This window comes from Nocardia sp. NPDC004568, from assembly GCF_040609955.1.
GTDB lineage: Bacteria > Actinomycetota > Actinomycetes > Mycobacteriales > Mycobacteriaceae > Nocardia.
Genome location: NZ_JBEXLL010000044.1, coordinates 46,713 through 58,217 on the forward strand (window position 1 = coordinate 46,713; position 11,505 = coordinate 58,217).

At 69.8% G+C, this 11,505-nt stretch carries 12 protein-coding genes; 6 read left to right on the top strand and 6 right to left on the bottom strand.

The genetic code is table 11. The features are described from left to right. Positions 1-136: 136 nt before the first annotated feature. The 3 genes from ABZV91_RS19985 to cofC all read right to left on the bottom strand — a co-directional run bounded on the left by ABZV91_RS19985 (position 137) and on the right by cofC (position 4,105). Positions 137-1,102, bottom strand: coding sequence for a bifunctional NUDIX hydrolase/histidine phosphatase family protein (locus tag ABZV91_RS19985; RefSeq protein ID WP_355243644.1), 966 nt, complete (start codon positions 1,100-1,102; stop codon positions 137-139). Next, complete coding sequence (locus ABZV91_RS19990; RefSeq protein WP_355243647.1) at positions 1,099-3,285, bottom strand: RNA degradosome polyphosphate kinase; 2,187 nt, start codon at positions 3,283-3,285, stop codon at positions 1,099-1,101. The genes ABZV91_RS19985 and ABZV91_RS19990 overlap by 4 nt, the downstream gene beginning before the upstream one ends. 130 nt (positions 3,286-3,415) lie before the next feature. Next, entirely contained in the window at positions 3,416-4,105 is a 690-nt protein-coding gene (cofC, locus tag ABZV91_RS19995; RefSeq protein ID WP_355243649.1) for a 2-phospho-L-lactate guanylyltransferase, read from the bottom strand. 30 nt (positions 4,106-4,135) lie between these two features. Here cofC and ABZV91_RS20000 point away from each other — a divergent pair, with 30 nt between their 5' ends. Both ABZV91_RS20000 and ABZV91_RS20005 read left to right on the top strand, forming a co-directional pair. Then, a complete protein-coding gene (locus ABZV91_RS20000) occupies positions 4,136-5,131 on the top strand; it encodes an NAD(P)H-dependent glycerol-3-phosphate dehydrogenase (RefSeq protein WP_355243652.1) in 996 nt (331 codons plus the stop codon). Between the two features lie 55 nt (positions 5,132-5,186). Next, on the top strand, positions 5,187-6,302 hold the full coding sequence (locus ABZV91_RS20005) for a D-alanine--D-alanine ligase family protein (protein ID WP_355243655.1): 1,116 nt from the start codon (positions 5,187-5,189) through the stop codon (positions 6,300-6,302). Positions 6,303-6,307: 5 nt separating this feature from the next. Here the strand turns inward: ABZV91_RS20005 and ABZV91_RS20010 are convergent, their stop codons facing one another. Beyond that, positions 6,308-6,901, bottom strand: coding sequence for a DUF3515 domain-containing protein (locus ABZV91_RS20010; protein WP_355243658.1), 594 nt, complete (start codon positions 6,899-6,901; stop codon positions 6,308-6,310). 219 nt (positions 6,902-7,120) lie between these two features. On the opposite strand from ABZV91_RS20010, the gene ABZV91_RS20015 reads away from it, so the two are divergent. Genes ABZV91_RS20015 through ABZV91_RS20030 form a run of 4 tightly spaced genes read left to right on the top strand, consistent with a single transcriptional unit; the run spans position 7,121 to position 10,039 of the window. Next, positions 7,121-8,152 carry a thiamine-phosphate kinase gene (locus ABZV91_RS20015; RefSeq protein WP_355243661.1) on the top strand — a complete coding sequence of 344 codons (1,032 nt, stop codon included), beginning with the start codon at positions 7,121-7,123 and terminating at the stop codon, positions 8,150-8,152. Positions 8,153-8,163: 11 nt separating this feature from the next. Continuing rightward, positions 8,164-8,847 carry a uracil-DNA glycosylase gene (locus ABZV91_RS20020; protein ID WP_039825894.1) on the top strand — a complete coding sequence of 228 codons (684 nt, stop codon included), beginning with the start codon at positions 8,164-8,166 and terminating at the stop codon, positions 8,845-8,847. Between the two features lie 38 nt (positions 8,848-8,885). Then, positions 8,886-9,125, top strand: a complete 240-nt coding sequence (locus ABZV91_RS20025; protein WP_355243664.1) for a hypothetical protein — start codon at positions 8,886-8,888, stop codon at positions 9,123-9,125. A gap of 50 nt (positions 9,126-9,175) precedes the next feature. After that, positions 9,176-10,039, top strand: a complete 864-nt coding sequence (locus tag ABZV91_RS20030) for an alpha/beta hydrolase (RefSeq protein ID WP_355243666.1) — start codon at positions 9,176-9,178, stop codon at positions 10,037-10,039. Positions 10,040-10,102: 63 nt separating this feature from the next. Here the strand turns inward: ABZV91_RS20030 and ABZV91_RS20035 are convergent, their stop codons facing one another. Both ABZV91_RS20035 and ABZV91_RS20040 read right to left on the bottom strand, forming a co-directional pair. Further along, the gene (locus tag ABZV91_RS20035; protein WP_355243669.1) at positions 10,103-10,888 is read right to left on the bottom strand and encodes an enoyl-CoA hydratase-related protein; all 786 of its coding nucleotides are present in this window, start codon (positions 10,886-10,888) and stop codon (positions 10,103-10,105) included. Between the two features lie 10 nt (positions 10,889-10,898). Beyond that, positions 10,899-11,505 (bottom strand): GNAT family N-acetyltransferase (locus tag ABZV91_RS20040; protein WP_355243672.1); only part of this gene is annotated, 607 nt, incomplete at its 5' end.

Consider the following 11,505-nt stretch of genomic DNA (forward strand, 5'->3'; position numbering starts at 1 on the left):
CAGCGAGTCACCGGGTGGTGTGACGACTCGGCGATTCGCAGATTCACACAACCGGAACGCCGGACGGACAAGCCCCCGGGCAACCCCCGGGGGCGTAGCCGTCTCTTCGGCCCCGATACCGGTCCGGCCACGCGTGCTACGCGGTGACCGCGGGGGCGGTATCGACCGCCAGCGACCGGTCGAGATGATCGGCGGCCACCAGCCGCTCACCCGCGAACGACAACACCCAGACCGACCCCTTCCGGGTCCGCGCGGGTGACAACCGCATTCCATCCCGTGCCGCCCACCAGCGGACCAGGTCCGGAATGGTGTCGCCCTGGCTGCACAGCACCTGGACGCGCCGCGCCGAGACCAGCGACCGGATCCGGTCGCGGGCCTTGTCCGGATCGGCGGCGTAGCCGATATCGCCCAGCAGCGGTTCGATCTCCACCTCGACGCCGAGTTCCTCGGCCAGCGGCGCCACGGTCTGCACACAGCGCAACGGTTCGGCCGAATAGATGTCCTGTGCGCCGAACGCCAGCAGATTCGGGACCAGCGCCAGCGACTGCCGATGGCCGGCCGGCTCCAGTGGGCGCTGTTCGTCGGGGCCCTTGTAGCGGTCGCGTCGTCCGGCCTTGGCATGGCGCACCAGCAGCACGGTGTGCGTATCGGCGGGCAGCCGGGTGAACGCCCGCACGATCTGGCGATCCATCGGATACGACAGCTCCGCCATCACCGTGTCCAGCGAGCACCAGGTCAGTTCGTCGACCTCGTTGTTGGCGCTGAATTCCCCCTCGACGACCTCGGCGGCCCAGTAGTCGACCCGTTTCATCTTGCGATGCCCGGTGATCGGATAGGTCACTTTGCCGAGATAGCGGCCCAGCCGGGGCCGCAACCCGGTTTCCTCTTCTGTCTCCCGGAACGCCGCCAGGACGGGTGACTCACCGGGATCGAGTTTGCCCTTGGGCAACGACCAGTCCTGGTATTTGGGGCGCCGGATGACCGCGATCTCGATACCACCGGCGGAACCGGGTGCGTGCCGCCACAAGACGGTACCCGCCGCGTGGATATTGGGTGCTGTCCGGGGATCCGGGTAGGTCGGTGGGGTGTGCGCGTCGTTCACTGCTGATCCGGACGGCGTAGTCGCATGAGCGCCACCTGGTGATCGCGGACTTCGATACCGTCACCGTCGGCCCCGGCTCGGTCGGGGCTGGATTTCCAGTTGCCGTCGGGGTCCAGGACCCAGCATCTGGTCATCGGGTGCAGGGCGGATTCGAAGATCTCGTCGAGCCGCTCGCACAGCTTCGGGTCTTTGACCTGGGCCATGACCTCCACCCGGCGGTCCAGATTGCGGTGCATCATATCGGCGCTGCCGATCCAGAATTCGTTCTGGGCCCGGAAGTTGAAGATCCGGGAGTGTTCCAGTACCCGGCCCAGAATGGAGCGCACCTCGATGTTCTCGCTCATTCCCGGGACACCCGCCCGGAGCCCGCAGATACTGCGCACCACGATACGCACCGGCACCCCCGCCTGGGAGGCGCGATAGAGCGCGTCGATGATCTGCTCGTCGACCAGGGCATTGGCCTTCAACCGGATTCCGGCCTCGGCGCCGGAGCGGGCGAGTTCGATCTCCCGTTCGATCCGGGCGATGATCCCGGTCCGGATACCGTTCGGAGCCACCAGCAGATTGCGGTAATCGGATTTCCGGGAGTAGCCGGTGAGCGAATTGAACAGATCGGTGAGGTCGGCACCGATCTCGGGTGCCGCGGTGAGCAATCCGACATCCTCGTACAACCGGGCCGTCTTGGGATTGTAGTTACCGGTGCCGATATGGCAGTAACGGCGAATGGTGGAACCCTCCCGGCGCACCACCAGGCAGGTCTTGCAGTGGGTCTTCAGCCCGACCAGGCCGTAGACCACGTGCACTCCCGCCTGTTCCAGCGTGCGCGCCCATTTGATGTTGGCCTGCTCGTCGAACCGTGCCTTGATCTCCACCAGGGCCACCACCTGTTTGCCCGCCTCGGCGGCATCGATGAGGGCGTTCACGATCGGGGAGTCGCCGGAGGTCCGGTACAGGGTCTGTTTGATGGCCAGCACCTGGGGATCGGCGGCGGCCTGTTCGATGAAGCGCTGGACACTGGTGGAGAACGAATCGTAGGGGTGGTGCACCAGCACATCGCCCTCGCGCAGCGCCTGGAACACATTGCGCGGCGTCTCCCGTTCGCCGAACGCGGGCGGTGTCGCGGGTACGTAGGGGGCGTCCTTGAGGTTCGGGCGGTCCACCCCGTACACCTGCCACAGGCAGGACAGGTCCAGCAGCCCGGGAACCTGGATGACATCGGCGGGATCGACTTCGAGCTCGCGCAGCAGCAGATCGAGCATGTGCTCGGTCATATCGTCGGAGACCTCGAGCCGGACCGGGGAACCGAAACGGCGGCGCGCGAGTTCCCGCTCCAGCGCCTGTAACAGGTCCTCGTCGCGGTCCTCGTCGACCTCGAAATCGGCATTGCGGGTGATCCGGAACGAATGGTGCTCTACCACGGTCATCCCGGGGAACAGCTGATCGAGATGCGCGGCGATGAGAGCTTCCATCGGCAGGAACGCGGCGATCGCGCCACCGTTGCCCGAGCCCTGCCGGCGCACGCGGACGAAACGGTCCACATTGTCGGGGACCTTCACCCGGGCGAAATGCTCGCCGCCGGTGCTCTCGTCCTGGACGGTCACCGCGAGGTTCAGGCTCAGTCCGCTGATGTAGGGGAAGGGATGGGCCGGATCGACGGCCAGGGGAGTCAGGACGGGGAAGACCTGATCCTGGAAATGCGCCGACAGTCGTTCCCGTTCGGCGTCCTCGAGGTCTGCCCAATCGATGATCTCGATGCCCTCTGCGGTGAGCGCGGGGAGCACTTCGGTGAGAAAGACCTCGGCGTGCCGGACCGCGAGATCCTGGCTGCGGGCCGCGATGAGGGCGAGTTGCTCGTTCGGCGAGCGGCCGTCGGCCGACCGCACCGAAAGCCCCGTCTCGGCGCGGCGTTTGAGACCGGCGACGCGGACCATGTAGAACTCGTCGAGGTTCGACGCGAAGATCGCCAGGAATTTCGCGCGTTCCAGCAACGGCAGCGAACCGTCCTCGGCCAGGGCCAGAACTCTGGCATTGAATTCCAGCCAGCTCAACTCCCGGTTCAGGTAGCGATCGGCTGGCAAACGGGGTGCGGTCCCGCCGGCGGGGATCTGGGTGGCGGCCGGAGGCGGGGTCGGGAGCACCTGCTGCTGCTTGATGGTTTCCGTATCGCTCACGCCTACGATCATTCCCTACGAACCGGCCATGGTGCATATGCCGTTGATGACTGTTATCTCGAGTTCACGCGGTGGCGGCTGCCTGTTGGCGCAGCCGAGCCGATCCGGCCCACCGAGCGGGCCCGGCGGAGCGAAGGCGGAGTTACGCCTGACACACCTGGGTCACCGTGGGCCGGAGCGGAGCCGGCCAGCCGAGTTCGCCCAGCAGTGCGGCGGTATCGGGACCCGTCCCCAGCGCCCGCACCGCCGCCAGATCGTCGGCGGTATCGACATCGCGGCGCAGACCCGGCCAGTCCCCGTGCAGCCGGACCGCGCCGTCGTCCCCGTGCCGGCGCGCCGAATCCCGCCCGAACCTGGGCCGTAGCGCGGTACCGGCCGGAGCCAGCAGCGCCGCGGTACCGGTGCCCGCGTGGTCGGCCACGAACGCGCGGGCACCGCGGGCGGCCGCGACGACCGCGGACAGTTCCGAAGTGCGCAGGGCCGGCAGATCGGCCTGCAGGGCCAGCACCGGCACCTCGCCGTGCCGGGTCCGCAGCGCGGCCGCCGCGGTGGACAGGGCGGTGTTCAGCGGGTCGGGGCCGGTGGCGGTGCCGCGGGGTTCGGGATGGACGGCGGCACCGAGCGCGCGGGTCGCGCGGGAGACCACCGGATCGGGGGTGACCACGGTGATCGAGGCGATCTCCGGGGCCGCCGCGGCCGCGCGCACGGTATCGGTCAGCATGGCCAGGACCAGCCGGGACCGCTCGGCCGGGGCCAGGACTCCGGCCAGCCGGCTCTTGGCGCTGTCCAGGGTTTTCACCGCGATGACGGCGTGCACGGTGTGCGAGCACATGGACCCATCCTGTCATGGCATATTGGGCTGATGACGAGGGCGGCGGTACTGGGTGCGGGATCGTGGGGTACGGCATTCGGGAAGGTGTTGGCGGAGGCGGGAACCGAGGTGACCATCTGGGCGCGCCGGCCCGAGGTCGCCGAGGCGCTGGCCACCGACCACCGCAACCCCTACTACCTCCCGGGCGTGCAGTTGCCGCCGGTCGCGGCGACCGACGACTACGCGCGGGCACTGGACGGCGCCGATATCGTGGTCCTCGCGGTGCCGTCACAATCACTGCGCGCGAATCTGAAGATCTGGTCACCGGCCATCGGCCCCGACGCCACACTGCTGAGTCTGGCCAAGGGGATCGAGAACGGCACCCTGCTGCGGATGAGCGAGGTGATCGCCGAGGTCAGCGGTGCCGCGGCGGATCGGATCGCGGTGCTGTCGGGGCCCAATCTGGCCAAGGAGATCGCCGCCGGGCAGCCCGCGGCCACGGTGATCGGCTGCGTGGACGCCGAACGGGCCGCCGCGGTGCAGCGCGCCTGCGTGACCGGATACTTCCGGCCCTACACCAACACCGACGTGATCGGCTGCGAACTCGGCGGCGCCTGCAAGAACGTCATCGCCCTGGCCTGCGGAATCGCCTCGGGCATGGGTTTCGGCGACAACTCGCTCGCCGGGCTGATGACCCGGGGGCTGGCCGAGATCATCCGGCTCGGTGTGGCGCTGGGCGCCGAACCGGTGACCCTGGCCGGGCTGGCCGGAGTCGGGGACCTGATCGCGACCTGTACTTCGCCGCTGTCCCGCAACCGCTCTTTCGGGCAGGTTCTCGGCAGCGGGGGTTCCATGCAGGCGGCGCAGGAGGCGACGCACGGTCAGGTGGCCGAAGGGGTGAAATCGTGCACCTCGGTGCGCGCGCTGGCCGCCGCGAAGAATGTGGAGATGCCGCTCACCGAGGCCGTGCACCAGGTGTGCCACGAGGGACTGGCGGTACAGACGGCGCTGGAGAAGCTGCTGGGCCGGCAGATAAAACCGGAATAGCCACACCGGCGGTCCGGCACGGTCGGTGGGTGGCCCGGCAGGGTACGGTTCGGACATGAACCGGATCAGGGTGGCCGTGGTTTTCGGCGGACGCAGCAACGAGCACACGGTGTCGTGTGTGTCGGCGGGTGCTGTGCTCCGGAACCTCGATCCCGTGCGCTTCGAGGCGGTGCCGATCGGGATCACCCAGGAAGGGACCTGGGTGCTCGCCGACGGTGACGCCGCCGAACTCGGCCGGCACGGCCGGACCCTGCCCTCGGTCACCGGCGGCGGCCGGGAACTGATGCTGGCCGCCGACCCGAGCCGGGCCGGGACACTGGTCTCCCTCGACGATCCGCGCACCGTGCTCGACGCCGTCGATGTGGTGTTCCCCGTACTGCACGGCGCGTTCGGCGAGGACGGCACCGTGCAGGGCATGCTCGAACTGGCCGGCATCCCCTATGTGGGCCCCGGCGTGCTGGCGAGCGCGGCCGGTATGGACAAGGAGTTCACCAAGAAACTCCTCGCCGCCGACGGACTGCCGGTCGGCGTGCAGGTGGTGTTGCGGCCGGGCACCGCCACCGTCACCGCCGCGCAGCGGGAACGGCTGGGACTGCCGGTGTTCGTGAAACCGGCGCGCGGCGGTTCCTCGATCGGGATCACCAAGGTCACCGCTTGGGCCGATCTCGACACCGCGATCGCCGCCGCGCGCGCTCACGATCCGAAGGTGATCGTGGAGGCGGGCATCGTGGGCCGCGAGGTCGAATGCGGGGTGCTGGAATTCCCGGACGGCCGCGTGGAAGCCAGCGTGCTCGCCGAGATCAAGATGCCCGAGGACCTGGCCGATGCCGACGCCGGGGAGAAGCCCGGTCCCGCCTTCTACGATTTCGACACCAAATACCTCGACGACGTCTGTGAATTCGACGTACCGGCCAAACTCGACGACGAGGTGTCCGACGAGGTCCGCGAGATCGCGGTGCGCGCCTTCCGCGCGCTGGACTGCCAGGGCCTGGCCCGGGTCGACTTCTTCGTGACCGAGGACGGCCCGGTGATCAACGAGATCAACACCATGCCCGGGTTCACCCCGATCTCGATGTATCCGCGGATGTGGGACGAGACCGGGGTCGGTTACGGGAAACTGCTGACCACCCTCGTGGAAACGGCTCTCGCCCGCGGTACCGGGCTGCGCTGACCCGTTCAGTTCGGCAGTTCACCCGGGTCGATCGGGCGGGCCGGCAACTGTGCCGTGACGGTGTCCGATACCGCCTGTAGCGGCGTCGGGCCGGACCCGTCGGGAACCGTGAGGGCGATATAGGTTTCGCGGTCCACCGCGAACCAGGTGGCGGTGGCGGCCGCGTCGTCGCGGACCTCGAACCACTGCACGCCGTTGACCACCTGGAGCGGGGACGCCCGGTTGAACTCCAGGGGGCGGTCGAGTCCGCAGCGCAGCACGATCGGCTCGCCGCCCTCGGGCAGCTGCCAGGCCGTCGTCGCGGGCGGTACCGGCTCGACCAGGGTGGCGCGGGTGTACTCGCCGAGGTCGGCGGGCAGTGCGGGCAGCAGGGTGGCGCAGGCGGGGCCCTCGGCCGCGGGCGCCGGAACCGGACCCAGGGCCAGTGGTTCGCGTTCGACCGGCGTCCGCGCGGCGATGACCGCGGCGACCACCACCCCGATCAGCAGTGCGATCGGCAGCGCGACCGCGGTCGCGATCAGCGCGGGCGAATACCCGGTGCGCTCGGCACCGTCGCCGTCCGAGGTATCGGTGTCCTGATCCGGCGATGTCCCCGGCATCCTCGGCGGTCCTTTCGTCAGCGCGTACGCGGCGGACGGGGCGCACGCGGTGTCCCGGCCGCCGCGCCTGGTCACCGGGCACAGGGTACCGTCGTGCGGGAAGCACCGGAGTATCGGCCGGGCGCGCGGGATCGGGGATCCGCGGAGTCCGGGGTACGACCGGGTGGCGTTCCGCCGGTGGGCACGGCCTCGTTGCCCGGGGCGGGTGCGGCCGGGCCGGTGGCAGCAGCGAGTGAGGAAGGCCCCACGATCAGTACAGGACCGACGGTGCGTGAGGTGGGCGAATTCGCCCTCATCGCCCGGATCAACGCGGGCCGGGAACAGGGTCCCGCCGTGCAGCTCGGCCCCGGTGACGACGCGGCGGTGCTGGCGGCGGCGCGCGGACGCTATGTGGTGAGCACGGATATGTTGATCGAGGATCGGCATTTCCGCCTGGACTGGTCGGCCGCGGAAGACGTCGGCCGCAAGGCGATCGCTCAGAACGCCGCCGATATCTACGCGATGGGCGCCGAACCGGTCGGCTATGTGGTGGGACTCGGGGTACCGGAACCGACTCCGGTGGACTTCGTGACCGGACTCGCGGACGGATTCTGGTCGGAGGCGACGCGGGCGGGGGGCTCGGTGGCCGGCGGGGATATCGTGCGCAGCCCGCAGGTGGTGATCTCGGTGACGGCTTTCGGTGACCCGCTGGGCGAACAACCGGTGACCCGAGCCGGTGCGCGGGCCGGCGGGATCCTCGCGATCGCCGGGCGGCCGGGCTGGTCGGCGGCCGGGTACGCGGTGCTCGCGGGCGGGCACGCGACGGAGTCCGGTCCGGGTGTGGCGCGGGCGGTCGCCGCGCATCGTGCCCCGCGGCCCCCCTACGACCTCGTTCGTACCGCCGTGACCGGCGCGCATCCGCCGGTGGCGCTCACCGATATCTCCGACGGGCTGCTCGCCGATCTCGGGCATCTGGCCGAATCCTCGGGCGTCGCGATCGATGTGCGTTCGGCGGCGCTGCACGATACCGAGCTCGCGGAATGCGCCGGTTTCCTGGAAGCCGATGCGCGGCAATGGATTCTGACCGGCGGCGAGGATCATGTGTTCGCCGGCGTCTGGCCGGCCGGTTCGCCGCCGCCCCCCGGCTGGACCGTCATCGGCGATATCGAGGCCGGTCACGGGGTGACCGTGGACGGTGCCCGGTATCGCGGTCCGCAGGGCTGGGAAGCGTTCTCCGGGACGGACTCGGCGAATGTCGGCCACTCACGATAGGTTGTGCGGTCATGAGCACGAAACCACTCGTGGAAATCATCGATCCGGGCTGGGCGAAGGCACTGGATCCGGTCGCCGACCGTATTGCGGAGATGGGCGAATTCCTGCGTGCCGAGAACGCCGCGGGTCGCGGGTATCTCCCCGCCGGGGAGAATGTGCTGCGTGCTTTCCAGGAGCCGTTCGAGGCCGTCCGGGTGCTGATCGTGGGCCAGGACCCCTATCCGACTCCGGGTCATCCGATGGGATTGAGCTTCTCGGTGGCGCCGGACGTTTCGCCGGTACCTCGCAGTCTGGCCAACATCTTCGCCGAATACACCAAGGACCTGGGCCATCCCACACCGAGCTGCGGTGACCTCAGCCCCTGGTCGCGCCAGGGTGTGCTGATGCTGAACCGAGTCCTGACGGTATCTCCCGGCAAACCGGCCTCTCATCGCGGCAAGGGCTGGGAAAAGGTCACCGAGCAGGCCATCGCCGCCCTGGTGGCGCGTGACGAGCCGCTGGTGGCCGTGCTGTGGGGCCGCGACGCCGCCTCGCTGAAGCCGGCGCTGGCGGCGGCGGAGGTGCCCAGTATCGAATCCGCGCACCCGTCACCGCTGTCGGCGTCGCGCGGGTTTTTCGGCTCGCGTCCGTTCTCCCGGGTCAACGAATTGCTGGACGAACTCGGCGCCGAGCCGGTGGACTGGCGCCTGCCCTGAGTGGGCGTCGAACGAGAAACAAGATAGAGGAGCACACCATGAAACTGCGCGGCATCACCGCCTCGCTCGCGTTGGGCGCCGCCCTGACGGGGGCGACCGGGGCGACGGCCGGAGCGGCCCCGCTGACTCTGGAACCGATGAGTCCGGCGACCGACCCCGCGGCCCCGATCGCCGAGGATTTCACCTCGACCGGCTCGTCCACGATCTCGGCCTCGGTGAACGCCAAGGGCGCCTGCCTCTTCCAGCGGACCCTGAGCGCCATGGACCTGGACTGCTGATTCGTCCGTTCGTACGGCGTAACGCCCGCGTATTTGCGATGCTGAAAATCGTGAGTAATGCGAACAATCTGCTCGATCCCGTCCAGCTGCGGTTACGCGGCCGGGGCGGGATCGAGCTCGTTGCGGACCGATACGGCCCGCCGGACGGCCCGGCCGTGCTCTTCCTGCACGGCGGCGGCCAGACCCGGCATTCCTGGAAACGGACCGGTGCGCGGCTCGGCGCGGCCGGAATCCGGGTGGTCACGCTGGACGCGCGCGGCCACGGTGACAGCCAATGGGCACTCGATCGCGACTACCGCTACGAGGCCATGGTCGGCGATGTACTCGCGGTTCTGGAACAACTGGGTGGCGGCCCGGTGGTGGTGGTCGGCGCCAGTATGGGTGGTATCACCGGGCTGCTGGCCACCGCGGCGCCGGGCGGAGACGCGATCGGCGCGCTGGTCCTGGTGGATATCGTCACCCGGCCCGAACCCGAGGGCGTCGATCGCGTGCTCACCTTCCTGAGCAAGAATCCCGACGGATTCGCCACGCTCGACGAGGCCGCGGATGCCGTGGCCGACTACCTTCCGCACCGGCCCCGGCCCACATCCAACGTGGGACTGCTGCGTAACCTCCGGCAGCGCGACGGCCGCTGGTACTGGCATTGGGATCCGGGCATTCTCGGCGACAAGGCCGCCGACCCCGATGAGATGGCCGCCATGCTCGAGGGCGCGGCCCGGGCACTCGATATCCCGGTGCTGCTGGTGCGGGGGCTGCAATCGGATGTGGTGAGCGCCGCGGGCGCCGCGGAATTCATGGAATTGGTTCCGCATGCCGAGCTGGTCGAGATCGGCAATGCCGCCCATACGGCCGCCGGTGACGACAACGACGCGTTCACCGAGGCGGTCGCCGAGTTCGTCACCCGGATCCGCTGATACGGCCCGGCCGGGCCGGGCCCGGGCGGCGCGACGATCAGCGCGCCGCCGGAGCGCGGACGGTCAGCTCAGCCCGGAATAGTCCGGGGCGCGTTTGGCGAGGAACGCGTCCACACCTTCGCGGCCGGTGGGACTGCCCGCGGCCGCTCCCATCGCGTCGCGTTCGGCGTCCAGTTGTTCGCCGAGGGTCGCGGTGGCCGACCGGCTCAGCAGGGCGCGGATGGAGGCGTAGCTGGCGCGTGGCCCACGTGCCAGCGTGCGGGCCAGTTCCCGGGCGTTGTCGCGGACCGCTTCGTCGCTGTCGGCGATCCGGGCCAGAATGCCGAGGCGCTGGGCTTCCGCGGCATCGAGTACCGCGTCGGTCAGCAGGATCTCGCGGGCTTTCGCCGCGCCCACCAGCCGGGGCAGCGTCCACGACATCCCGCCGTCGGGGCTGAGCCCGACACCCGGATAGGCGGGTCGCATCCGGGTGCCCGGACCCCCGACCGCGATATCGGCGGCACAGGCCAGGCTCATCCCGGCGCCGGCGGCCCAGCCGTGCACCGCGGCGACCACGGGCACCGGGGCGCTGTCCAGTGCCCGGACGAAAACGTGCAGGGTATCGGCGAGTTGGTACAGGTGTGCGGCACGGTCCGGCGCCGCCGCGAAATCGCGCACATCGCCACCGGCGCAGAAGTTCGGCCCCGCGCCGGTGAGCAGCACGGCACCGGTATCCGATCCCAGGCCGGCCAGGGCGGCGGTACCCGCGGCGACCCCGGCGAAATCCAGGGAGGTGCCCTTTGCTGCGGTGGACAGGGTGATCTCCAGGACCCCGTCCTCGATGTGGACGTATTCGGCTTCGGTGCTCATGGCCGCGACATTACTTGGGCGCGGCCGCGGCGGAACATCGCGACGGCCGCACCATCCGGATCTCGGTGGCGGTGGCGAAACGTTCGGCCCGGGCGGTGCCGTCGGGGACGAAATCGTATGTGGTGTAGAAGGCGCGGGCCCGGGGATTGTCCCGGAAGACCCACAGCGAACACGAGCGCTCCGGCTCGAGTACCGCGTCCAGCAGCGCCCGGGCCAGCCCGCTGCCGTACCAGTCGGCGCGGACGTATATGGCCCACAGCTCGCGGTCGGCGACCGGGGGCTCGTCGCGGGGCGGGCCGTAATGGGTGAACCCGGCGATCTCGCCGCCCGATTCCGCGACCACGATCCGCCCGGTGTGGTCGCCGGCGATGCGCTCCCAGGCCGCGGCGCGCCGATCGACATCGAACGCGGCCAGCACATGGTCGGGGACCAGGCCCCGGTAGGCCTCGCGCCAGCAGGCGATATGACAGGCGGCCAGGGCCCGGGCATGGTCGGGTCGCAGTGCCGTGAGGGTCCAGGGCGCGTCCTCGCTGCGCGGATGGCAGGCGTCGCTACTCGTCCGAAGCTCCTTCCGGAAAGCGATACGACCTCGCCCCGGCTCCTGTACGGAGCCGGGG